The sequence below is a fragment of the Acuticoccus sp. I52.16.1 genome (assembly GCF_022865125.1).
In the GTDB taxonomy this organism is placed as follows: domain Bacteria; phylum Pseudomonadota; class Alphaproteobacteria; order Rhizobiales; family Amorphaceae; genus Acuticoccus.
This window is the reverse complement of sequence record NZ_CP094828.1, coordinates 4,642,638-4,666,256: the sequence shown is the minus strand read 5'-3', so window position 1 is coordinate 4,666,256 and position 23,619 is coordinate 4,642,638. Positions and strand designations below refer to the sequence as shown.

Sequence of the window (23,619 nt, the reverse complement as noted above, 5' to 3'; positions counted from 1 at the left end):
GTTCAGTGCTTGTAGGGGTCGGCCGCGTCGCGCAGACCGTCGCCGAGGAAGTTGAAGGCGAGCACCACGATGATGATCGGCACCACCGGCGCCATCAGCCACGGGTAGATCGTCACAACCGTGATGTTCTGCGCCTCGTTGAGGAGCACGCCCCACGAGATCGCCGGACGTTGCAGGCCGAGGTTCAGGAACGACAGCGCGGTTTCGCCCAGGATCATCGTCGGGATCGACAGCGTCGCGGAGGCGATGAGGTGACTGGAGAAGCCGGGCAGCAGGTGGCGGCCGATGATGCGCGTCGGGCTCGCCCCCATCAGCACCGCCGCTTTGGCGTAATCCTCCTCCCGCAGCGACAGGAGCTTGGAGCGCACCGCACGCGCCAGGCCCGGCCAGTCGAGCAGGCCGAGGATGATGGTGATGCCGAAGTAGATCCACAGCGGCGGCCACGTCACCGGCAGCGCGGCCGAGAGCGCCATCCACAGCGGCAGCTCCGGCAACGAGCGCAGGATCTCGATCAACCGCATGATCGCACTGTCGACGATGCCGCCGAAGTAGCCCGCGATGCCGCCGAAGAACATGCCGAACACGATGGAGATGGTGATCCCCACGAGCCCCACCGTCAACGAGATGCGGGCGCCGTGGACGAGGCCGGAGTAGACGTCGCGCCCGAGCCGGTCGGTGCCGGCGAAAAACATCGTCCCCCCCTCCGGCGGACATATCAGGTGGAAGCGGCCGGGGACGACGCCCCACATCGTATATTCGCCCGACAGGCACAGGAAGCGGATCGACTGTGGGTTGGCGCGGTCCTCCTTGTACTCCCAGCGCAGCGTGTCGAGGTCGAGCTCGGCCGTCAGAGGGTAGACGAACGGCAGACGCAGCGCCCCGTCGTGGACGATTCGGGGCGGCTGCGGCGGCGCGTAGAGGTGCTGCGCGTGGCGGGCGTTGGGGTCGTAGGGCGCGATGGGCTCGGCGAAGGGGACGCTCAGATAGAAGAGGCCGAGCACCACCAGCGACCACACCGCCAGCTTGTGCCGCCGGAAGCGCCACCAGATGATGCGCCATTGCGAGGCCTGGAAGAAGCGTTCCTGCTCGGGCGTCAGCGCCTCGGCGTCGCTGGGGTCGAACGGGAGACGGTCGACGTACCGGGCGGGCAGATCGTCGGGATGGCGCACGGGGTCGACGCGCTGGCGCTCTCTCACGACGTGGCCTCCTGCCCGAGCCGGATCCTGGGGTCCAGCAGCGCCAGCAGGACGTCCGACACCAGCATGCCGATCAGCGTCAGCACCGCCACGAAGAGGAGGATGAATCCGGCGAGATATTGATCCTGCGACTGTAGCGCCCCCAGGAGCACCGGCCCCACCGTCGGCAGATTGAGCACCACCGAGACGATGACCGAGCCCGACACCAGCGATGGGATGAGGTTGCCGATGTCGGAAATGAAGGGGTTCAGCGCCATGCGCAGCGGGTATTTCAGCACCGTCCTGGCTTCCGAAAGGCCCTTGGCGCGGGCGGTCGTCACATACTGACGGTGCAACTCGTCGAGGAGGTTGGCGCGCAGGCGGCGGATCATCGCCGCGGTGCCGGCGGTACCGATGACGATGGTCGGCACCACGAGGTGCGCCAGGACCGACAGGAACTGGTCGACGCTGAGAGGCTTGCCCACGAATTGTGGCGCCATCAACCCGCCGATCGACACCCCGAACCACTCGTTCATGAAGAACAGGAGGATCAGCCCGAGGAGGAAGTTGGGCGTCGCGAGGCCGATATAGCCGAGGAAGGTGAAGCCGTAGTCACCCCAGGAGTACTGGCGCGTCGCCGAGTAGATGCCGATGGGGAAGGACACGATGTAGACGAAGAGGACGGTGGCGAAGTTGAGGATGACGGTCAGCAAGAGCGTGCCCGACACCACCTGATCCACCGGTTTGGAATACTCGAACGACCAGCCGTAGTTGCCTTGGAGGATACCGTCGAACCCGCTGGGGCCGGGCCACAGGCCGATCCATACGCCGTAGCGCTCCCAGAACGGAGCGTCGAGGGCGAACTCCTTGCGCAGGAACTCGAGCTGCGCGATCGACGCCGACTCGCCCTGCGCCCGCAGCTGCTCGATCTGGTTCGACAGGTAGTCGCCCGGCGGCAGCTCGATGATGAAGAAGATCAGCACCGAGATGATCAGCAGCGTCGGGATCATGCCCGCCAGGCGGCGTAGAAGGTAGGCGAGCATGGTCGTCCCCTAGTTCCGTCTCGCGTCGCCGCGCCGACTTATTGGCCGGTGGCGAAGAAGAACTCGTCCGGTCGGTAGATGCCAAATTGCGCGCCCGGATCCCACCCGTAAGTTCCTTTCATCGGCACGTTTTTCAGATCGTTCGAGATCACCACCGGCTGGACCACGCCCTGCACCGTCCCCAAGGTCAGCACTTCTTCGCCGTGGATGCGCAGAATATCCATCCAGGCCGCCTCGCGTTCGGCCGCGGTCTCCGAGGTCATCCACGCATCGTACAGCGCCAACAGCTCGACGACCGGAGGATAATCCGGCTTCTCGCCGCTCTGGCCGCCGCTGGTGACGTAGGCGCCCCAGGCCGGGCCGGTGAGAAACTGCTCGGACACCGGGACCCGCTCGTCCGGCGGCATCGCCTCGGAAGGGATGCCGTTGTCGTAGCCGAACCATACGCCCATCGCGAGGTCGCCCGAGAAGGCGCGGTTGCGCAGAACGTCACGCTGCGAGGGTCGCGGGAACAGCGCGATGCCGATCTCGCGCCAGCCGTCGGTGATCAGCTCCAGCGCGTCGATCTGGATGGACTCCTCGCCCGCGGTCTCGACGATCAGCTCCAGCGGACGCCCGTCCGGCAGGAGGCGCAGACCGTCGCCGTTCCTCTCCGTCAGGCCGATCTCGTCGAGCAGCGCGTTCGCCTTCTCGGTGTCGAAGGGCGGCGCGGCTGCCACGGCCTCGGAGTAGAGCGGGCTGTCGGCGAGCACGATGTTGGCCGACGGCTGGCCGAGGCCGAAATAGAGAACGCGGTTGAGCAGCTCCCGGTCGATCGCGAGCGAAAGGGCCTGGCGGAAACGCTGGTCGCGGAAGAGCTTGCGCAGCTCCGGGTCGGTGACCGTGAGATTGGGATAGATCGCCATCGCCGAGGCGTTCGCCTGCGGCCACAGCGCCGCCTTGTAGCCGCGCGCTTCCTCGCCCCGCTTCAGGACCGGCAGATCCGAGAAGGCGAGGCCGCGTGCCTGCAGGTCCGCGTCGCCCGCCTGCACCTTGGTGGCGATCAGCCCGCCGTCGACCACGGTCATGATCACGCGGTCGATATATGGGAGCTGCTGGCCCGTGGAGGTGACGCGGTGGAAGTAGGGATTGCGGACCATGACGGCGCGCCGGTCGCTCGTCTCCGGCGACAGCACCCAGGGCTGCAGGGACGGCAGATCCGGGTTGGTCGCGTCGTACATTTCGTCCTTGATGTTGTGCAGCGGGGCCCAGGAGCGCACCCGCGCCTCGTCCGCCATTTTGGCGATCGCGTCGGCGTCGCCGTATTTCGGGTTGAACTGCTTCAGGTAATGCGCGGGACGATACATGAAGGGCGGCCGCGCCTGTGCCAGCGTCGGCAGGAAGACCGGGTTCGGATCCTCCCAGGTGAACCGCACGGTGGTCTCGTCCAGCACCTCGAACTGCGGCAGCTTGCCGCCGGCGAGCATGAAGGGGCTCGGCGTCGGCGTCAGGTCCGTGTTGGTGAGAACGTCCTCGAACCAGTAGCGGAAGTCCTCGGAGGTGAAGGGCTCACCGTCGGACCACTTGTGCCCCTGGCGCAGGTGAAACGTGAAGATGCGTCCGTCTTCCTCGTCGACCGCCTTCAGGATGTCCGGCTGCAGCTCGTAGTGCTCGTCGTAGCCCACCAGCCGCGCATAGCCCCACACGTTGATCAGCCGCACGTCCTTGGAACGGCCGATCATGGTGGAGAGGTCGCCGCCGTGCTTGCCGACCGCCCGGCCCTTGGCCTCGAGATCGACCACGTAGGGGTCCGCCGGGACACGCTCGGCGACCGGCGGCAGGTCGGTGTGCGTGCGCGACAGCGTCTCGGTCTCCACCAGGGTGGGCCCGGCGGCGAACGCTGGCAGCGCGCCGAATACGAGGCCGATGGCAACGACGAAACGGATCATGCAGCTTCCTTCACACTCGGCGCCTCCCCCGGCGCACAGACGAAATGACCCGGCGCTCGCTCGATCATGACCGGCACCGCGCCCGGCTCCAAGCGGAACGGCTCGGGCCAGGCGGCCGGGTTCGACGCCCGCTCGGCCGATAAACGCGCGAAGTCGAGCGGTCGATCCAGGTTCGCGTCGGGGACCGCGGTCAGCAGCGCCTGGGTGTAGGGGTGCAGCGGGTTGTCGATCACGTCGCGCGTCGCGCCCAGCTCCACGAGCCGGCCGTGGCACATCACCGCGATCCGCGTCGCCAGATAGTCGACCACGGCGAGGTTGTGGCTGACGAAGAGGTAGGTGAGGTTCAATTCGCGCCGCAGGTCCGTCAGCAGATTGAGCACCTGCGCCTGGACGGAGACGTCGAGCGCCGAGACCGGCTCGTCGCACACCAGGAGGTCCGGCCGCAGCGCCAGGGCGCGGGCGATGCCGACACGCTGCCGCTGCCCGCCGGACAGAGAGTGCGGATAACGCCGCAGCATCTTCGGATCGAGGCCCACGAGGCCCATCAGCTCGCGCACCTTGGCCGACCGCTCCTCCTTGGTGCCGACGTCGTGGATCACCATCGGCTCGCGGATGATCTCGTTCACCGACATGCGCGGATTGAGCGAGGAGAATGGATCCTGGAAGACGAGCTGCACGCGCTTGCGGTAGGCGGCGAGGTCGGCCCCCTTGAGGGAGGCGAGGTCGCGCCAGGCATCGCCGGTCTGCACGCGGACGTGGCCGGAGGTGGGGGCGAAGGCGCGCATGATCGCCATCGCCATGGTGGTCTTGCCGGACCCCGATTCGCCCACCAGCCCCAGGCACTCGCCGGTGTTGATGGTGAACGAGACCTGGTCGATGGCGCGAAGCGTGCGCGCCGGCGCGAAGAGCCCCCCCTTCTTGAGGCGGAAGCTCTTGACCACGTTGTCGACCTCGATGAGCGGCGTTCCGGGCACGCCGCCGCACTTCTCGCCGAACGCGTCGAGCTTGGGCTCGATCGGGCGAATCGGCGACAGGCGCTCCGTCATCGCGAAGGTCGGCACCGCGTGGAGCAGCGCCTTGAGGTAGGGATGCTCGGGCTGGGTGAAGATCTCACGCGCCGAGCCGCGCTCCACCACGCGGCCGTGGTACACGACGACGATGTCGTCGGCCATGTTCGCCACCACGCCGAAGTCGTGGGTGATGAGAAGGATGGACATGCCCAGCTCGCCCTGCACGTCGCGCAGGAGCTTCAGGATCTCGGCCTGGATCGTGACGTCGAGCGCGGTGGTCGGCTCGTCGGCGATGAGGAGCGCGGGGCGGCACATCATCGCCATCGCGATCATCGCCCGTTGGCGCAACCCGCCCGACAGCTCGAACGGGTAGGCGTCGACCGCGCGGTCGGGATCGGGGAAACGGACCAGGCGGAGCATGTCCTTGGTCGCCTCGCGCGCCGCGCCCGCGTCCATCCCGCGATGCAGCCGGCCCGCCTCGCCGATCTGGTCGCCGATGGTGTGGAGCGGCGACAGGCTCGTCATCGGCTCCTGGAAGATCATCGCGATACGGTTGCCGCGTATGTCGCGCATCGCGGCGCCGTTGCGCGGCAGCGTGGCGAGGTCGATCGGCTTGCCGTCCGCCTCGCGCGTGTCGTGAAAGAGAATGCTGCCGCCGCTCACCTTGGCGGCCGGAGGCAGCAGCCCCATCACCGCCTGGCTGATGGTGGACTTGCCCGACCCGGACTCGCCGACCACCGCGAGGGTCTTCCCCTCGCCGATGGAAAAGGACACGCCGTCGACCGCCCGCACGACACCGTCGGCATGGTACTCCACGACCAAATCACGTACGTCGAGGACAGTCACGGGGCCTCTCGTCGAACCACTGCGGCCACACCTGTGGCGACGCATGATCACAGCGTGACGACATTGGCCGCAAAATTCAAACCGGTGCAAAGGTTTTATCGGGACCGCCGCGGACACGGTCCCGTGTGCCGCACCGCGAGCCGGGCCTACAGGGGCGAAATCCCAGCGATATCAAGGAAATTCTGTTTCGGCGGCCCCGCCTGCCGCCCCTCGGCCTTTCTCCGTCCGGTACCGGCGGGGGATGTGGATGAGCCGGACGCGGCCATGCCGCGCCGCGCCGCCGGCCCTCAGGCGCGTTCAGATCGCGCGGCGGCGGGTCAGCCCGGTCACGTCGTAGCGCGCCCACCAGTCGAGCGTCGCGGAGGCGGCACCCGCCATCTCGGCGACACCCTCGCGGGCCATCGAGAACACCGTCGCCGGTTCTTCGGTGAGGGTCCCCTGCATCTCGCCCGGCCAGCGCACCAGCGCCCCGCCCAGCCGGCGCGCCAGCTTCTGCATCGCGCGGTTTTCCGGCAGACAGGCCATCGAAAGGGTATGGATGCCGTTGTTGCGCGCCCGCAGGACCAGCCGCTCGAACAGCCGCGCCCCGAGGCCGCGCTGCTGGAACGCCCGCTCGACGCTGAAGGCGGCCTCGGCGTGCCCGCGATACTCGCCCCCCAGCGGCCGCAGCTCGGCGATCCCGCGCAGCATCCCGTCGACGAAGACGCCTTCGATGTGGCCTGGCCGGTATTTCTCGCCCATGACGTAGCTCGTCAGATAGGCGTCGTTGACGGGGCGGCAGAAGCGCCGGCGGCGGCTCTCATCGTCGAGGCGAAGGAAATGGTCGACCACCAGCGGCAGCTCCGAGCGCCGCAACCGGCGCACCACCACCATCGGCACGTTCGTACGCATACTCATCGGCACCATCTGCGCCCACCCTCCATCACTGATCGTGATATATGATCCACCGGTCGGCCCTGCGCCAGACGAGCTTGCGCAGGGCTGCCCCGATGGAACCTTTTTAAGCCACTGGAATATAACGGTTATGCCGATTCGTCCGTGGCCGGGTCGCTCGCCGAAGGGCCGTGTTCGGGCCCTCAGAGGATAAAATCGTCGCTGCCGAAGCCGCCGGCCGGCGCGCTGTCGAAGATGATGCCATGCTGGTTGGGTAGATCCAAATAGACCCGCCCGTCCGCCAGCGTGACCATCTGGTCGGCCACGTCGTCGGCATAGGAATCGAAGCGGAAGATCGACAGATCGACCCTGTCGCCCGACCCCGGACCGCCGTCGCCGTGGCGGAAGGCGATCGTATCCACCCCGCCGTCGAAGACGTAGAGGTCGGCGCCGCCGTTGCCGTCGAGCGTGTCGTCGCCCGCGCCGCCGACCAGGGTGTCCCGCCCGCGCCCGCCGGTGATCACGTCGTCGCCCTGGTGGCCGTAGAGCGTGTCGTCGCCGCCGCCCCCGTCGACCGTGTCGGCCCCGGCCTGGCCATACACCACGTCGTCGCCGCGATCTCCGACCACGAAGTCGTTGCCGCCGCCACCAGCGACCTCGTCCGCGCCGCGACTGCCGTTGACGGTGTCGGCGCCGCGCCCGCCCTGCAGCGTGTCCGCGTCGGGGCCGCCGTTGAGGCGGTCGTTGCCCGCCCCGCCGTCGATCTCGTCGCGACCCACCTTGCCCAGCAGGATGTCGTTGCCGCCCAGGCCCCGGATGCCGTCGTTCGTCGCCGCGCCGACGAGGCGGTTCGCCTCCCGGTCGCCGACGATGTCGGTATCGAGGACGACGACGCCCGGCACCGCCGGCGTATCGGTCGCCGGATCGCCGGGCGTCGAGGGCGTGCTCGGCGTCCCGTCGGTCGTCGGTTGAGACGGGGTGTCGGGATTGGCGGGGGTATCGGGGGTCGACGGGTTGCCGGGGCCGGGCGTCGACGGCGGCGTGGGGGTCGGCGTGGGCGCCGCGAAGGCGTCGAGCTTTACGTTTTCGTCGCCGACATGCACCGTCTCGGTCTGCGCCCCGCCGAGGCCGTTGCCGGTGAAGGTGACCGTGTAGGTCCCCGTCCCCGGCACCGCGACGGAATAGCCGCCGCCGCCATACGTCGTCGTCGAGGCCGAGAAGCCGGTTCCGGAGACGCTGACCGCGATCCCTCCCAGCCCCTCGCCGACGTCGTAGAAGTCGTCGCCGTCCTCGTCGTCCAGCACGACGCCGGTGATGTAGGTGCGCCCGCCGTCGGCGAAGTTCTCGGTCACGTACGACACGTACCCGGTCACTTCGTAGACGCCGATCGCCTGCCCGACGCCCAGCTCGCTGAAGTTCGGCGACAGGATGTTCTCCCGGTGCCCCGGCGACAGGAAAAGCCCCTCGTGGTGCGACTCGATCGTGCCGGCGTCCGCGGTGGCCGGATAGCGCGAGCGATACGAGATGTTCTCGCCCCAGGCGTAGCCGGAGCCCGGCGCCTCGCTCCAACCCGCGGCGAAGATGCGGTCGCCCGGCGACGAACCGTTGAGGCCGGTGTGGGCGAAGTAGTCGTTCGCCAGCATGTCGGCCGAATGGGCGTCGGCGGCGTCGGACAAGGTCGGGACGACGGCGAGCGGCTCGAGCGGATCGGGCGACAGGGTGCCGGGCGCGAGGCCCTGGTTCAGGGATATGCCGTAGCGGCCGGCCTCTGCCGACGGGTCACTGCGGGCTCGATTGATCAGCTCCACCAGCAGTTGCTCGAAGGACGTCACGGTCGCCATCATCGTCTCCTTTTAGCTGCACGCGAAGGTGCTCTCCCTGACCGTGCCTCACGGTCGAGACGATATATAGGCAATTTCGGCGAGTGAAGGGCATCCCCCCGAGGTCCCGAACACCAATCTGTGTCCGTGGATCACAAAGCGGACGATCGCCCCTGCGACAGCTATGCGCAGGGGCCCCCGCTCAGCGCCGCTGGAGATCCTGGAGCAGCTGGGTCGAGGCGTAGCCGTCCGGCACCTTGCCGCCGGAGGACTGGAAGGCGCGAATGGCATCGCGCGTATTGGGGCCCATCACCCCGTCGACCCCGCCGGTGGAGAAGCCGCGCCGCGTCAGCAGCGACTGCACCTCCTTGAGCTGGGAGCGGGTCAGCGGGCGCTCGTCCTTCGGCCAGTTCTGCGCGAAGTCGCCGCCGCCGATGATCCGGTCCGCCAGATGGCCGACGGCGAGCGCGTAGGCGTCGGCGTTGTTGTAGCGCTTGATGACATCGAAATTCTTCAACATCAGGAACGCCGGCCCCTTCGCCCCCGCCGGATAGAGCAGGTACGCCTGGTCCCCGGGCCTCGGCCAGTCCCGCCCGCCCGGACGCGTGATCCCCAGCCGGCTCCACTCCGCCAGCGAGCGCTTTTGCTTCCCGTCGGCGGCCTTGTGGTTGAAGTTGCGCGGGACGACCACCTCGTAGCCCCAGGTCTCCTGGTATTGCCACCCGGACTTGGCGAGGTAGTTGGCGGTGGAGGCGAAGGCGTCGGGCACCGAGCGCCAGATGTCGCGCTTGCCGTCGCCGTCGAAATCGGCCGCGTAGGCCTGCCAGCTCGTCGGGATGAACTGGGTGTGCCCCATTGCCGCACCCCACGAGGAGTTCATCTGGTCGAGCGGCACGTGACCGTCCTGCGCGATCTTGATCGCCGCCGCGAACTGCTTGGACCAGAAGTCGGACCGGCGACTGCCGTTGCAGGCGAGCGTCGCCGCCGCACGCACCGCGTTGTGGTCGCCCATATAGGAGCCGTAGCTGGTCTCCATCCCCCAGATCGCCACCACGACCTCGGGATCGACCCGGTAGGTCGCCGCGATCTTGTTCAGCGTGTCGCGATACCGGGCGAAGGCCGCCCGGCCCTCCTTGACCCGCTTATCGGAGACCGCCGTGTCGAGGTACTCCCAGATCGGCTTGACGAATTCCGACTGGTTGTTCGAGAGCCGCACCGTATCCGGGTCGGGCCGCAGCCCGCGCGTCGCCGCGTCGAAGTTGGCACGGGTGACGCCGGCGGCCCGCGCATACGACCACTTCGAGGCGATGCACGACGAGAAAGCGTCGGCGTATGCCTGCACGGGCAGCATGAATGTCGCGGCCAGGAGCGCGGCGGCGGCCAGCACGCGATTGTGGGCAATGTCTCCTGAAATCATAAGGCGCACTCCAAACTTTCCAGAGAAAGGCGCATATCCGACGATCGCTGGCAAACCGTTAAGGCCATCCTCACCTTGTCTGGCAAGCCTCGTCCGCCTAAGGCCACGGGGCTGCGCGTAGTGTTGCATTTCATTGAACGAAGGAAGTGACGATGACCGTCGTCGAGTTGAGGGCGAGCCCGAACGAGGCTGACGTCAAGGCCTCCGCCGAGCGCACCATCCGGACCGAGATCGCCGCCATGGCACTGCTCGCGGACGCGCTGAAAGGGCCCCTCGGCCGCGATGTCGCCCGCGCGGTCGACATGATGGCCGAATGTGCCGGCCGCGTGATCGTCACCGGCATGGGCAAATCGGGACATATCGCCGCGAAGGCCGCCGCCACCCTCGCCTCAACCGGCACGCCCGCCCAGTTCGTCCACCCCGCCGAGGCCAGTCACGGCGACCTCGGCATGATCACCCGGGCCGACGTCATCCTCGCCCTCTCGTGGTCCGGCGAGACGAAAGAGCTGGCCTCGATCCTGTCGTACGCCAAGCGCTTCCGCGTCACCGTGGTCGCGATCACCTCCCGCGCCGCCTCCACGCTCGGTCATGCGGCGGACGTGCCCCTCGTCCTGCCGATCGGCGAGGAGGCCTGCCCGCTCGGCCTGGCGCCGACATCGTCCGCCGTCGCCCAGCTCGCCATGGCCGACGCGCTGGCGGTCGCCCTCCTGGAGCGCCGCGGCTTCACCCCGACGGACTTCCACACCTTCCACCCCGGTGGCCGCCTCGGCGCCCGCCTGCAATTCGTCGGCGATCTGATGCACCGCGGTCAGGACGTGCCGCTGGTCCCCCTCGGCACGCCCATGCGCGAGGCGATCATCGCCATGTCCGCCAAGGGGTTCGGGACGGTCGGCATCGTCGACGCCGGCGGGACCCTCCGCGGCGTGATCACCGACGGTGACCTGCGACGCCACCTCGACAGCGACATCCTGCGCCAACCGGTCGAGAACGTGATGAGCAAGGCGCCCAAGACGATCGAGAGGGACGTCCTCGCGGGGGCAGCCCTCGAGGCCATGAACACGGCCAAGATCTCGACCCTCTTCGTCACCGAGGAGGGGCGCCTCGTCGGCATCCTGCACATGCACGACCTGTTGCGCGCCGGCGTCGCCTGAGTGGTAAGGGGCCCGCTGCACGGTGGGGAGTTTCTGGGGCGGCCGCGGCCTCCGGCGGGCTCGGGTCCCACCCACGATCAGGGCCCGCCCGACCGCCGGAGCCGCCGTCGCGCTCTCCCCCTGGCAGCGGCCGAGGTGCGGCGCAAGGGCGAGCGGCTTCGCCGGCCTTCGGCCCCTTGCGCCGCACCTCGGCCGCCGCTGATCAGGGGGCGCGACGGCGGCTCCGACGATCAGGCTCCGGGGCACCGCGTGTGGGCGCCGTGCCCGGGGCACCGCCGGTGGATGGAACGGCGGCGCCGGTGCGGCGCCACCGTCGGGATTGGTTAGAAGAAGGCCTGGATGCCGGTCTGCGCGCGGCCCAGGATGAGCGCGTGCACGTCGTGCGTGCCCTCGTAGGTGTTCACGGTCTCCAGGTTCACCATGTGGCGGATCACATGGTACTCCTCGGAGATGCCGTTGCCGCCGTGCATGTCACGCGCCTCGCGGGCGATGGCCAGCGCCTTGCCGCAATTGTTGCGCTTCACGATCGAGATCATCTCCGGCGCCATCTCGCCTTCGTCGAACAGCCGGCCGACCCGGAGCGAGCCCTGCAGGCCCAGCGAGATCTCGGTCATCATGTCGGCGAGCTTCTTCTGCACCAGTTGTGTGGCCGCCAGCGGCTTGCCGAACTGCTTGCGGTCCAGCGTGTACTGCCGCGCCGCGTGCCAGCAGAACTCCGCCGCGCCCATCGCCCCCCAGGAGATGCCGTAGCGGGCGCGGTTGAGGCAGCCGAACGGCCCCTTCAGGCCCGAGACGTTCGGCAGGAGGTTCTCCTCCGGCACGAACACGTCGTCCATCATGATCATGCCGGTGACGGACGCACGCAGCGAGATCTTGCCCTCGATCTTGGGGGCCTCCAGGCCCTTCATGCCCTTCTCCAGCACGAAGCCGCGGATGGCCCCGTCGTGCGCCTCGCTCTTGGCCCACACCACGAAGACGTCGGCGATCGGCGAATTGGAGATCCACGTCTTGGCGCCGGAGACCTTGTAGCCGCCGTCGACCTTGACCGCCCGCGTCTTCATGCCGCCGGGGTCCGACCCCGCGTCCGGCTCGGTCAGGCCGAAGCAGCCGACGAACTCGCCCGAGGCCAGCTTGGGGAGCCACTTCTTGCGCTGCGCCTCGTCGCCGTAGGCGTAGATGGGATACATCACCAGCGAGGACTGCACGCTCATCATCGAGCGGTAGCCCGAATCGACCCGCTCCACCTCCCGCGCCACGAGGCCGTAGGATACGTAACCCGCGCCCACGCCGCCATATTCCTCCGGGACGGTCACGCCCAGCAGGCCCAGCTCGCCCATCTCGTTGAAGATCTCGCGGTCGGTATGCTCGTTGCGCCACGCCTCCATCACGCGCGGCTGCAGCTTCTCCTGCGAGTAGGCGTGCGCCGTCTCGCGGATCAGCCGCTCGTCCTCGGTGAGCTGCCCGTCCAGGACAAACGGGTCGTCCCACTGGAAGGCGGCCTTCTTGTCATGGGATTTGTGAACTTCCGCGGCGGCTGACATAGCACTCTCACCTGGTTGGCGACGTTGAATTCGGCGCCAACATAGGCGATCACGCGCATCTCGCCAAAACAATGGGCGCGCCGGGGAGAACCGGCGCACCCGAGGTACGTCACGGCGTCAGGGCGAGCGCCGGTCGCGACACACCAAGCGCCAGGCGCAGGCACCGCCCGCACGGGCAGAAGGGACCACCATGCGAACCGACACCGGCCAGACAGTCTACCTCCAGGACTACGCGCCGACGCCCTATCGCGCGCCGCACACCTCCCTCATGTTCGCCCTCCACCCGACCCGCACCGTCGTACGCGCGACAACGCTCTACGAGCCCGTCGGCACCGGCCCGCTGGAGCTGGCCGGCGACGGGCTGGAGCTCGTCGCCGTCGAGCTCGACGGAGAGGCGCTCGACGAGAGCGCCTACGAGGCGGGTCCGGACCGGTTCGTCCTCAAGGCGCCGCCCGAGTGGCCCTTCGCGCTCACCCTCGTCACCGTCGTCTCGCCCGACGACAACACCGAGTTGATGGGCCTCTACCGCTCCAACGGCGTCTACTGCACCCAGTGCGAGGCGGAAGGCTACCGGCGCATCACCTACGCCTACGACCGGCCGGACGTGCTGACCGTCTACGACGTCTTCATCGTCGCGGACGGCGACGGCGAGCAGGTGCTGCTCTCCAACGGCAACCTGGTGGAGCGGGCGGTGAAGGACGGCCGCCTCAGCGCCCACTGGCACGATCCCTTCCCCAAGCCGACCTACCTCTTCGCCCTGGTCGCCGGCGACCTCGGTGCGGTGACGGACACGTTCACCACCATGTCCGGCCGCAAGGTGGAGCTGAACATCTACGTCGAGCGGGGCAAGGAACCGCGCGCCACCTACGCCATGGACGCGCTGAAGCGCTCGATGGCCTGGGACGAGACGCGCTTCGGCCGCGAGTACGACCTCGACATCTTCAACATCGTCGCCGTCAGCGACTTCAACATGGGGGCGATGGAGAACAAGGGTCTCAACGTCTTCAACGACCGCTATGTGCTGGCCGATCCGGCGGTCGCCACGGATCAGGACTACTCCGGCATCGAGACCGTGATCGCGCACGAGTACTTCCACAACTGGACCGGCAACCGCATCACCTGCCGCGATTGGTTCCAGCTGTGCCTGAAGGAAGGGCTCACGGTGTTCCGCGACCAGGAGTTCACCTCCGACGAGCGCTCGCGCGGGGTCAAGCGCATCGCCGACGTGCGCCGGTTGCGCGCCGCGCAGTTCCCCGAGGACGCCTCGCCGCTGCGCCACTGCGTGCGCCCCTCGAAGTACGACGAGATTTCCAACCTCTACACCGCGACCGTCTACGACAAGGGCGCCGAGCTGATCCGCATGATCCACACCATGATCGGTGAGGCGGCCTTCCGCGCCGGCATGGACGACTATTTCGCCAGGTTCGACGGGACGGCCGCCACGGTGGAGGACTTCGTCTCCTGCTTCCCCCTCGCCGACCCCGGCGCGTTCATGCGCTGGTACGAGGAGCCCGGCACGCCGACGGTAAAGGTGGACGAGCGCTACGAGAACGGCCGCTACACGCTGGAGCTGACCCAGGTTCCGGCCGAGGGCGCGTCGATCAAGCCGATCCCCGTGCGCCTGGCCCTCCTCAGCGACACCGGCGCCGTCGACCCCGCCAAGGCGACCGTGCACGGCGGTGAGATCGGCCCCGGCCACATCGTCCTGAAGGACCGCGTGAAGGTGACCGTGGACCGGCTCAACGCCGCGCCCATCGCTTCGGTCATGCGCGGCTTCTCGGCCCCGGTGACGATCGAGCGCACCGCCGACGAGGCGCGCGACCTCACGCTGATCGCCAAGGACGACGACCCGTTCACCGTGTGGGACGCGGTGCAGCGTCTCGCCGTCGGCGCGATGCGCGCCCGTTACGACGGGGCGCCGGGGGACGAGAGCGCCCTCGCCGCCGCCCTCGCGACCCTCGCCGCCAACGACGGACACGAGCCGACCTTCCGCGCCCTCGCCCTCATCGTGCCGACCCGCCAGACTTTGATCGAGGCGATCGGCAGCGACGTCGACCCCGACAAGGTCAACGCCGCGCACCAGGGCTTCAGCGCCGCACTGGGCGCCAAGATGCAGGACGTGCTCGCCCGGCTCTACAGCGCCCCGGTGCCGCCGGCGGACGACGTGTCGGCCGAGGCGGCGGGTCACCGCGCGCTGCGCAACGCCGCGATGCACCTGCTCGCCGCCGCCGGCGAGACCGACCGGGCCGCCACCCAGGCGACGAGCGCCACCACCATGACAGACCGCCTCGCCGCGCTCGGCGCCCTCGCCTTCACCGACGCACCGGGGGCCGACGACGCGCTCGCCGCCTTCGCCGCCGCCAACGAGCATGAGCCGCTGGTGCTGGACAAGTACTTCGCCATGGAGGCGATGCGCCCCGACGACGGCGCGCTGGAGCGGGTGCGCGGGCTGATGGAGCATCCCAAGTTCAGCCTCAAGACGCCCAACCGCGTGCGCAGCCTGATCGGCGCCTTCGCGCAGAACGTCGCCGCCTTCCACCGCGCCGACGGCGAGGGCTACCGCCTCGTGGCGGACGTGGCCAAGGCGCTCGACAAGTCGAATCCGCAGGTGGCGGCACGACTTTTGACGTCGTTCTCGGATGTGCGACGTTTCGATTCGCCCAGACGCGAGGCCGCCGCAGACGTATTGGCCGATGTGCTCCAGACGGCGACGTCGTCGGACGTCGTCGACATTGCGCGGCGGCTGACGGCCAAAGGATAAGGCGGGAGAGGCGAGAACGAAGCCTTAACACGACTTGGAGAAGCTGCCTGCGGCGCCTAAACTGCGCTGAGTCGGATCAAGACATCGGGGCACAATGTTGACGCGGCCGCACCACAGCGATGGCGGGCAACGGACGGTCGTCACGCCGGCCGCCGGCGCGGCCGCGGACGCCGCTGCCGTGCGCCAGCCGGTGCGCGATGCCGCACGGGGGGCGGCGCCGGTCCGGCCGCGTCCGGCCGCCGCGCCGCGTACCGCCAAGCCGCGCAGCGGGGCCCGCCCGTCGGACCCCGCCCGCCTCGCCGAAGAGGCCCGCGCCGAGGATGCCATGGCAGACGCCGGCGACGACGCGAGACCGCCGCGCCAGCCGAAGGACGCGCGCGGCGAGCCGCCGCGAGCCGAGGTGCGCTCCGAACCGCCGGTCGAGCCCAACCGCCCCGAGGCGGGTCGCCCCGAGCCCAACCGCCCCGAGCCTGTCCGCCCTGCCCCCAAGCGCCGCCCCGAGGCGGCCCGCGCCGCCCGCCGGCCGGAGATGAACGGCCACGTCCGCCTCATCGCCACGCCGACCTACGGCCAGCTCCTCGCCCGCGAGCCGCTGCTGCGCAAGGCGATCCCGTTTCTGACGGTGGTGTTCATCCTGGTGATCGCCGCCTACCGCATCGCCATCACGGTCGACCATCGCACCCGCGACGAGGCGCAGGCCCAGGGCGAGCTGACGCTGGTCGCCTCCGCCCTCGCCTCCGAAATGGGCCGCCGGGCCGCCCAGAGCGCCGACCCGCTGCCGGACGCCTTCGCCTTCAGCCTGCCGGACCGGGCCACCCAGGGGGGCCGCATGGTCGCCTTGCTGGAGAATGGCCGCATCAGCGCCACATCGCCCTTCCGCAGCGAGCTGATCGGCGAGCCGGCCTCGATGATCCTGGGCGAGAACCAGCCGATGACGACCTTCGGCGCACGCGCCGGCGTCATGCAGGTGGAGACCCCGCTCGGCACCCAGTTCGCCACCGTCCACCATATCGAGGGGAACGACGCGTCCGTCGCCGTCACCCAGTCCAAGCGGCGGGTGCTGACGGCCTGGCGCGACGAGATGAGCACCAACGCCGTCCTCTTCATGACGACGGCGGGGGTCATCATCGTGGTGGTCTACGCGTTCTATGCGCAGTCCGCCCGCGCCCGCTCGGCCGACCACATCTACGGCGCCACCACCGAACGGATCGACACCGCGCTCACCCGCGGCCGCTGCGGTCTGTTCGACTGGGACGTCGCCCGGGGCCGCATGTTCTGGACCCAGTCGATGTTCGAGGTCCTCGGCATGCCCCCGCGCGACGAGCTGATGGGTTTCCGCGAGGTGGCGGCCCTCGTCCACCCCGACGACGGCGGCCTCTACGAGATCGCCGAGCGGCAACTCAACTCCAACGGCAAGGTGCTCGACCGGACGCTGCGGATGCGCCACGCCGACGGCCGCTGGATCTGGCTGCGTTTCCGCGCCGAGCTGGTGCACGACGAGGAGACCGGCCGCCCCCATCTCATCGGCGTCGCGCTCGACACCACGGAGCAGAAGCGGCTGCAGGAGATGTCCGCCACGGCCGACATGCGCCTGCGCGACGCGATCGAGACCGTCTCCGAGGCGTTCGTGCTGTGGGACGCGCACAATCGCCTGGTGATGTGCAACACCAAGTACCAGGAGATGCACAATCTCCCGGACGAGGCGGTGCAGCCCGGCACCCCCTACAACGTCGTCATCAACGCCGCGCGCCAGCCGGTGGTCTCCTCGCACATGCTCTCCCGGTCCGACGGACCCGACACCGAGCGCTCCTACGAGGCCGAGCTGGCCGGCGGGCGCTGGCTGCAGATCAACGAACGCCGCACCAAGGACGGCGGCTTCGTCTCGGTCGGAACCGACATCACCGCGCTCAAGACCCATGAAGAGCGCCTGATGGAATCGGAAAAGCGCCTCAAGGCCAACGTCGTGGAGCTGAAGAGCGCCCGGCGCACCGCCGAGAACCAGACCCGCCAGCTCGCCGAACTCGCCGAAAAGTACGCCGAGGAGAAGAACCGCGCCGAGGATGCCAACAAGGCCAAGTCCGAGTTCCTCGCCAACATGTCCCACGAGCTGAGAACCCCGCTGAACGCGATCATCGGCTTCTCGGAGATCATGAAGGGCGAGATGTTCGGTGCCCTGGGGTCGTCGAAGTACTCGGAGTACACCGCGGACATCCATCACTCGGGCTCCTACCTCCTGGGCGTCATCAACGACATCCTGGACATGAGCCGCATCGAGGCCGGTCAGGTCGACCTGTCGATGGAGACGGTGGACCTGTCGGAGCTGTTCAACGAGGCGACGCGGATCATGACGCCGATCGCGGCGGAAAAGTCGATCGAGCTGAAGTCGGAGATCTCCGAGGGGACGCGCATCGTGGTGGACCGCCGCGCGATGAAGCAGATCCTGCTCAACCTCATGTCCAACGCGGTCAAGTTCACGCCCAACGAAGGCTGCGTCACGACACGCGCCAAGCTGGAGAAGGACGCCGTGGTCGTGGCGGTGGAGGACAACGGCATCGGCATCCCCAAGCGCGAGCTGGACCGCCTCGGCCAGCCGTTCGTGCAGGTGGAGACGCAGCTCACCAAGACCTACCAGGGCTCGGGCCTGGGGCTTGCCATCGCCCGCTCGCTGACCGAGCTGCACCGCGGCAAGATGGTGATCGAATCGGAAGTCGGAGAAGGCACGACGGTCACCGTGCGCCTCCCCCGCGGCACCGCCGCCTCCTGACCCTCCCGACGGCGCCGCCCCCGCACGCCGCCTTATTCGGCGGCATCTCGAGACCGTCCACTCCCGCCCCCGCCCCTTCGGGTGAAGCCCTGGCCCGGCCCAGCCGCCTCATCCCTTCCAGTGCGTCACCAGCCGCAGCGCGCCCTGGCGCAGCACATGGCAGTCGATGCCGACGGCGACGAACGTGGCACCCGCCTCGACGATCTCCTCGGCGTAGGCGGTGTCGGGGCTGAGGAAGCCGGCGGGCTTACCGGCGGCGCGGATGCGGCGCACGGCGTCCTTGACCGCGGCGCGCACCTCCGGGTGGCCGGGCTGGCCCAGATAGCCGAGCGAGGCGGCGAGGTCGGCCGGGCCGACGAACACCGCGTCGACGCCCGGAGTGGCGCAGATCTCGTCCAACTCGGCGACCGCCGAGAGCGTCTCGATCTGCACGACGAGGCAGATCTCGTCCCGCGCGCGTGTGACGTAATCCGGCACGGCGCCATATTTCGACGCGCGCGTCAGGCCGGCGACGCCGCGGATCCCGGTCGGCGGGTAGGCGACGGCGGCGGCGGCCAATCGCGCCTCCTCGGCATTCTGCACGTAGGGCACGAGCAGCGTCTGCACGCCCTGGTCCAGCAGCTTCTTCATCTCCACCGGGTTCACCGAGCCCGGTCGCACCACGGTGGAGACCGGGAAGGCCTCCACCGCGTGGAGCAGCGGCAGGATGGAGACGGCGTCGGTCGGCGAGTGCTCGGTGTCGATCATCAGCCAGTCGAACCCGGCGGCGGCGAGCATCTCCATGCCGCCCGGATCGGTCATCTGGCACCAGAAGCCGATCTGCCGCTCACCCTTCAGGATGGCGGACTTGAAGGCGTTGCGCCGGTGTTCCATGGTCGTCCCTCGAACCGTTTCTTGGCCGGCCGGGGCGGCGCATGGGCGCACGCCGGTCGCGGCTTTGGGGCGACAATGGTCGCCCGGCGGCGGGCCGCGCAAGCCTTTTTGCGCGCCGCTTCAGCGGGGCAGCGGCGCCACCAGGCGCTCGAACAGCGCGCGCACGGCCTCCTGCCGCTCGGCGAGGTCGGCGACGAGGAAGGGGATGTCCGGCGCGTCCCCGGCGCGGGTGAGGATCCGCTGCAACGCGGGCGGCGCCTCCTCCAGCTTCAACACATTCTCCGAGGCGATGGAGAGGATCTGCGACAGGCGCTGATAGAGCGCGTGGGCCGAGAGCAGCACCTCCGCATCGTCGCCCGCGATCACCTCCGCCTCCCGCGCCCGGGCCAGCGCTGAGGCGGTGGAGGTGTCGTCACCGACCGCCGCGAGGCCGTGACGCAGCTGCAGATACTGCGCGACGAAGTCGATGTCGACCTGCCCGCCCGGCATGTGCTTCAGCCCGGCGCCATGCTCGGCGGCCATGCGCGCGCGCATCGCGGCGACGTCCTCGGCGAGGGTCTCGCGCGCCGGGTCGACCTCGAGCGCGGTGCGGATGATCGTCAACGCCTCCTCGCCGAGCGCCTCGTCCCCCGCGACGACCCGTGCGCGGGTCAGCGCCATGTGCTCCCACACCCACGAACTCTCGGCGTGGTAGGCGGCGAAGGAGCGGATCTGCGTGGCGATCGGCCCGGCCCGCCCGTCCGGCCGCAGACGCAGGTCCACCTCGTAGAGCGTGCCGCGCGCGGTCGGCGCCGACAGGGCCGCGATCAGCCGCTGCGCGAGGCGCGTGTAATAGTGGCCCGGCGTCAGGCTGCGGCGGCCGTCGGAGCCGCCGGCATCGTCGGCGCAATCGTAGAGGAAGACGAGGTCGAGGTCGCTGGTCGCCGTCATCTCGGCGCTGCCGAACTTGCCCAGCGCCACCAGCGCCACGCGCCCGCCCGGCAAGCCGCCATGCTGGGTGGCAAACTCCTCGGCCGCGATCCTGAGCGCGTGGCGCGTCAGCATCTCGGCGAGGAGGCTGAGCGCGTGCGAGGCCTCGGTGCCGATCAGCGAGCCGGTGAGGATGCGCACGTCGATCAGCAGGGCCTGCTCCTGACCGAAGGTGCGCATGGAATCGAGCTTGCGCTCGTAGTCCGGCTCGGCATCGAGCACGGCGGCGAGCTGCGTGTCGAGTTCCTCCTGGTTGGGCAGGCGCCCGAAGAAGGTGGGGTCGATCAGGACGTCGAGGAGGTGCGAGCGGCGTGCCAGCTCGCCGGAGAGGCGCGGCGCCGCGGCAACGATCAGCACCAGGACCGGGATCAGCTCGCGGTGCGATTCGAGCCGCGCCAGCAACTCCACCCCCCGCGGCAGGCGGGCGAGGAAGGCGTCGAACTCCTCGATGGCGTGTTCGGGGTCGGTGGTGGAGCCGAGGGCGGCCAGCAGCGACGGAGCGAGCGTCGCCAGATGCTTGCGCGCCAGATCGCTGCGCAGCGCGGTGTAGCGGTCGGAGGTCCAGGTCTCCATCGCCGCCTCGAACTTGTCCGAGACGGTCTTCGGCAGCTCCGGCTGGCCGACCATGCCGCGCAGCATCGGGTTGATCTGCCCGATGGTGCCCGAGAGCGCACCGAAGTGCCGGTGCACGGTGCCGAAGGTCTCGGTCAGCTCCCCGATGAGGTCGTCGGTGCGCATCATGCGGGCGATGGCGGGCAGCTTCTCCTCGCTGGGCAGGTCGTGGGTCTGCTCGTCAGCGACCATCTGGATGCGATGCTCGACCCGGCGCAGCACCTCGTAGGCGTCGGTCAGGTCGCGGCAGGCGTCCTGCGAGAGCCAGCCGGAGCGGGCGAGGACGGCGAGCATGGCGACCGTCGAGCGCCCGCGCAGGCGCCGGTCGCGCGCCCCGGCGATGCGTTGCAGGCTCTGCACCACGAACTCGATCTCGCGGATGCCGCCGCGGCCGAGCTTCACGTTGTGGCCGGGGATCGTCAGCATTCCCGCCCCGCGAACGGCGGCGATCTGCTCGCGCATCGCCATCGTGTCGTTGATGATGGTGAAGTCGTAGGCGGCGCGCCAGATGGACGGCATGATCGCGGCGAGGTAGGCGGTCCCCGCAGCACGGTCGCCCGTCACCTGGCGGGCCTTGATCATCGCCTGCCGCTCCCACGAGCGCGCGCGCTGCTGGTAGTAGGCGATGGCGGCCCAGGTGGAGACCGCCACCGGCGTCGCGCCCGGGTCGGGCCGCAGCCGCAGATCCACCCGGAAGACGTAACCCTCGGCGGTGCGCTCTTGCAGAAGGCGCGTCATCGCCTGCACCAGGCGCACCGCGCGCTTGGGCTCGATCCCGGCCGGCTCGGAACGGTCCGGGTCGGTCAAGACGACGAGGTCGACGTCGCTGGAATAGTTCAGCTCCCCACCGCCGAGCTTGCCCATGGCGAGGACGATGATGCCGCAGGTGTCCGGATCCGGCGCGACGCCCCGCGGCGCCGCCTCCAGGAGGACGCTGCGCAGCGCGACGTCGATCGCCGCGTCCGCGGTGCGGCTGAGCGCGCCGGTGACGGTCGCGACGTCGGCCCCGGCGAGGAGATCGGCGAGCGCGACCGCGAGCGACACCCGCCGCTTGGCGACGCGCATCGCGACCCCCACCGCGGCGAGATCGGCGGACGGCTCCAGCGCACTCTGGGTGACGGTCGCGTCCAGTGTCTGCTCCAGCACCGCGACGAGGCCGGGCTGGTCGGTCAACATCAAGTGCTTGAGGAAGGGGGAAACCGAGGCGACGGTCGACAGCGCGGCGCGCACGCCCTCCGAAAGGCTCGCCGCGGCGCCGGTGGTGATCGCATCGTCGAACTGGGCGTCGCCGGGGCCCGGCAGCGGCGTCAGCTGCGTGCCGAGCGGGGCCTCAGCGCGCATCGGCCGACGCCAGCGGCAGGGCGATGCGCACGGCCAGACCAGGTGCCGCATCGTCGAGCGTCAGCGTGCCGCCGTGGTGGCCGACGATCGCCTTCACCATCGAGAGGCCGAGCCCCGCGCCGGGCTTGGAGCGGGCCGCATCCATCCGCACGAAGCGGTCGGTCAGGCGGGCGCGGTCGCGCTCGGCGACGCCGGGGCCGTGGTCGCGCACGGTGAGGATCGCGTCCTCCCCCGCCCGCTGCAGCCGAAGCTCGACGATGTTCGTCTCGCTGGCGCCGTATTTCATAGCATTGTCGAGGAGGTTCGCGATCATGGTGCGCAGTAATGTGGGCTCGCCGGGGATGGCAAGACCGGGTGCCACGTCTACGACCAATTGCATACCCGCATCCTCGGCCGCGGGCTCGTAGAACTCGCCCATGTCGCCCACGACGGCGGACAGGTCGATCGGCTCCAGCTCCACCGCGGCGGCGTGACTCTCGACCCGCGCGATGGTCAGCAGCGCGTCGAAGGTGCGGATGAGCTGGTCGCACTCCTCGATCGTGGCGGTCAGCGTCGCTTCACGCTCGGCGCCCTCCGGCTCCAGGCGCAGCATTTCGTCGAGGCGGTTGCGCACGCGCGTCAGCGGCGTCTTCAGGTCGTGGGCGATGTTCTGCGAGACCTCCTGCAGGCCCGCGTGCAGCCGCTCGATCTCGTCCAGCATCCGATTGACGCTGGTGGCGAGGCGGTCGAACTCGTCGCCCGAGCCGTCCGTCGGCAGGCGGCGCGCCAGGTCGCCGGCGACGATGCGCCGCGTCGAGGCGCCGACCGCGTCGACCTTGCGCAGCACCACGCGCGAGATGAACGCCCACGACAGCAGCGCCAGCACCGCCACCACCACCATCGCCCCCCGGATGGAGCGGCTGATGATCGCCGAGAACTCGATCCGATCCTCGACGTCGCGGCCGACGAGCAGGCGGTAGTTGCCGCCGATGACCGACAGGCGGGCCAGCGCCCGGTGCGTCTTGCGCTCGGCGTTCTCGGCCGGGACGAGGCGGATGTAACGCACCGGAAAGGCCTCGCCCACACGCGCCTCGGCCGGGTCGTAGATCAGCTCGGCGACGTTCCCGGCGATCGGATTGCCGGAGAAGTCGGTGATCAGGTAGAGGTTGGCGTCGGGCCGCATGGAGCGCCGCTCGATGGTGTTCATCAGGCGGAACAGACCGGTGCGGCGGTACTCGTTGACGAGTTCGGCGCTCTCCCCCTCGATCGCCGCCTCGAGCTGCCGGTCGATGATGTCCTTGGTGGTGTTGGAGATGTAGGCGATGAGCCCGAGCGCCAACCCGCCGAAGACGAGCAGGTAGACGATCGTCAGCTTGAAGGCGGTCGTGCGCATCAGCCGCGCGCGACGCACCGCTCGGGGGGCCGCGCGACGACGGCGCGGCTTGGAGGCGGCCTGTTCGGCCGTCGTGTCGGTCACAGTGCCTCCCCGTGCGCACTCGCGCACTCGCGATATCCG

14 protein-coding genes are annotated in these 23,619 nt (G+C 69.4%); 3 read left to right on the top strand and 11 right to left on the bottom strand.

Annotated elements, in window-relative coordinates:
• Nucleotides 1-2 precede the first annotated feature (2 nt).
• The 7 genes from MRB58_RS20975 to MRB58_RS20945 all read right to left on the bottom strand — a co-directional run bounded on the left by MRB58_RS20975 (nt 3) and on the right by MRB58_RS20945 (nt 10,112).
• Entirely contained in the window at nt 3-1,196 is a 1,194-nt protein-coding gene (locus MRB58_RS20975; RefSeq protein ID WP_244779024.1) for an ABC transporter permease, read from the bottom strand.
• Nucleotides 1,193-2,218: an ABC transporter permease gene (locus tag MRB58_RS20970; protein WP_244779023.1), complete on the bottom strand. Its 1,026-nt coding sequence runs from the start codon at nt 2,216-2,218 to the stop codon at nt 1,193-1,195. The genes MRB58_RS20975 and MRB58_RS20970 overlap by 4 nt, the downstream gene beginning before the upstream one ends.
• A gap of 38 nt (nt 2,219-2,256) precedes the next feature.
• Nucleotides 2,257-4,146 carry an ABC transporter substrate-binding protein gene (locus MRB58_RS20965; protein WP_244779022.1) on the bottom strand — a complete coding sequence of 630 codons (1,890 nt, stop codon included), beginning with the start codon at nt 4,144-4,146 and terminating at the stop codon, nt 2,257-2,259.
• Nucleotides 4,143-6,002 (bottom strand): ABC transporter ATP-binding protein, encoded by a 1,860-nt coding sequence (locus MRB58_RS20960; protein ID WP_244779021.1) that lies wholly within the window; start codon nt 6,000-6,002, stop codon nt 4,143-4,145. Before MRB58_RS20960 ends, MRB58_RS20965 begins: the two co-directional genes overlap by 4 nt.
• 297 nt (nt 6,003-6,299) lie before the next feature.
• The gene (locus MRB58_RS20955) at nt 6,300-6,899 is read right to left on the bottom strand and encodes a GNAT family N-acetyltransferase (RefSeq protein ID WP_244779020.1); all 600 of its coding nucleotides are present in this window, start codon (nt 6,897-6,899) and stop codon (nt 6,300-6,302) included.
• A 179-nt stretch (nt 6,900-7,078) separates the two neighbouring features.
• Entirely contained in the window at nt 7,079-8,716 is a 1,638-nt protein-coding gene (locus MRB58_RS20950) for a CAP domain-containing protein (protein WP_244779019.1), read from the bottom strand.
• Nucleotides 8,717-8,897: 181 nt separating this feature from the next.
• Entirely contained in the window at nt 8,898-10,112 is a 1,215-nt protein-coding gene (locus MRB58_RS20945) for a lytic murein transglycosylase (protein WP_244779018.1), read from the bottom strand.
• 152 nt (nt 10,113-10,264) lie between these two features.
• Here MRB58_RS20945 and MRB58_RS20940 point away from each other — a divergent pair, with 152 nt between their 5' ends.
• The gene (locus MRB58_RS20940; protein ID WP_244779017.1) at nt 10,265-11,263 is read left to right on the top strand and encodes an SIS domain-containing protein; all 999 of its coding nucleotides are present in this window, start codon (nt 10,265-10,267) and stop codon (nt 11,261-11,263) included.
• Nucleotides 11,264-11,586: 323 nt separating this feature from the next.
• Here the strand turns inward: MRB58_RS20940 and MRB58_RS20935 are convergent, their stop codons facing one another.
• Nucleotides 11,587-12,804: an acyl-CoA dehydrogenase gene (locus MRB58_RS20935; protein WP_244779016.1), complete on the bottom strand. Its 1,218-nt coding sequence runs from the start codon at nt 12,802-12,804 to the stop codon at nt 11,587-11,589.
• Between the two features lie 190 nt (nt 12,805-12,994).
• Here MRB58_RS20935 and pepN point away from each other — a divergent pair, with 190 nt between their 5' ends.
• Entirely contained in the window at nt 12,995-15,565 is a 2,571-nt protein-coding gene (gene pepN / locus MRB58_RS20930) for an aminopeptidase N (protein WP_244779015.1), read from the top strand.
• Nucleotides 15,566-15,890: 325 nt separating this feature from the next.
• On the top strand, nt 15,891-18,329 hold the full coding sequence (locus MRB58_RS20925) for a PAS domain-containing sensor histidine kinase (protein ID WP_244779014.1): 2,439 nt from the start codon (nt 15,891-15,893) through the stop codon (nt 18,327-18,329).
• Between the two features lie 108 nt (nt 18,330-18,437).
• Here MRB58_RS20925 and MRB58_RS20920 read toward each other — a convergent pair whose 3' ends face one another.
• The 3 genes from MRB58_RS20920 to MRB58_RS20910 all read right to left on the bottom strand — a co-directional run bounded on the left by MRB58_RS20920 (nt 18,438) and on the right by MRB58_RS20910 (nt 23,580).
• Nucleotides 18,438-19,202 (bottom strand): HpcH/HpaI aldolase/citrate lyase family protein, encoded by a 765-nt coding sequence (locus MRB58_RS20920; RefSeq protein ID WP_244779013.1) that lies wholly within the window; start codon nt 19,200-19,202, stop codon nt 18,438-18,440.
• Between the two features lie 120 nt (nt 19,203-19,322).
• A complete protein-coding gene (locus MRB58_RS20915; RefSeq protein WP_244779012.1) occupies nt 19,323-22,124 on the bottom strand; it encodes a bifunctional [glutamine synthetase] adenylyltransferase/[glutamine synthetase]-adenylyl-L-tyrosine phosphorylase in 2,802 nt (933 codons plus the stop codon).
• The gene (locus MRB58_RS20910; protein WP_244779011.1) at nt 22,114-23,580 is read right to left on the bottom strand and encodes a HAMP domain-containing sensor histidine kinase; all 1,467 of its coding nucleotides are present in this window, start codon (nt 23,578-23,580) and stop codon (nt 22,114-22,116) included. The genes MRB58_RS20915 and MRB58_RS20910 overlap by 11 nt, the downstream gene beginning before the upstream one ends.
• Between the last annotated feature and the right edge of the window lie 39 nt (nt 23,581-23,619).

Bases quoted from the DNA above. Each gene is read 5' to 3' on its own strand.
- MRB58_RS20970 (WP_244779023.1), bottom strand. From the start codon at position 2,218: ATGCTCGCCTACCTTCTACGCCGCCTGGCGGGCATGATCCCGACGCTG.
- MRB58_RS20965 (WP_244779022.1), bottom strand. From the start codon at position 4,146: ATGATCCGTTTCGTCGTTGCCATCGGCCTCGTATTCGGCGCGCTGCCA.
- MRB58_RS20955 (WP_244779020.1), bottom strand. From the start codon at position 6,899: ATGAGTATGCGTACGAACGTGCCGATGGTGGTGGTGCGCCGGTTGCGG.
- MRB58_RS20950 (WP_244779019.1), bottom strand. From the start codon at position 8,716: ATGGCGACCGTGACGTCCTTCGAGCAACTGCTGGTGGAGCTGATCAAT.
- MRB58_RS20945 (WP_244779018.1), bottom strand. From the start codon at position 10,112: ATGATTTCAGGAGACATTGCCCACAATCGCGTGCTGGCCGCCGCCGCG.
- MRB58_RS20940 (WP_244779017.1), top strand. From the start codon at position 10,265: ATGACCGTCGTCGAGTTGAGGGCGAGCCCGAACGAGGCTGACGTCAAG.
- MRB58_RS20935 (WP_244779016.1), bottom strand. From the start codon at position 12,804: ATGTCAGCCGCCGCGGAAGTTCACAAATCCCATGACAAGAAGGCCGCC.
- pepN (WP_244779015.1), top strand. From the start codon at position 12,995: ATGCGAACCGACACCGGCCAGACAGTCTACCTCCAGGACTACGCGCCG.
- MRB58_RS20925 (WP_244779014.1), top strand. From the start codon at position 15,891: ATGGCAGACGCCGGCGACGACGCGAGACCGCCGCGCCAGCCGAAGGAC.
- MRB58_RS20920 (WP_244779013.1), bottom strand. From the start codon at position 19,202: ATGGAACACCGGCGCAACGCCTTCAAGTCCGCCATCCTGAAGGGTGAG.
- MRB58_RS20915 (WP_244779012.1), bottom strand. From the start codon at position 22,124: ATGCGCGCTGAGGCCCCGCTCGGCACGCAGCTGACGCCGCTGCCGGGC.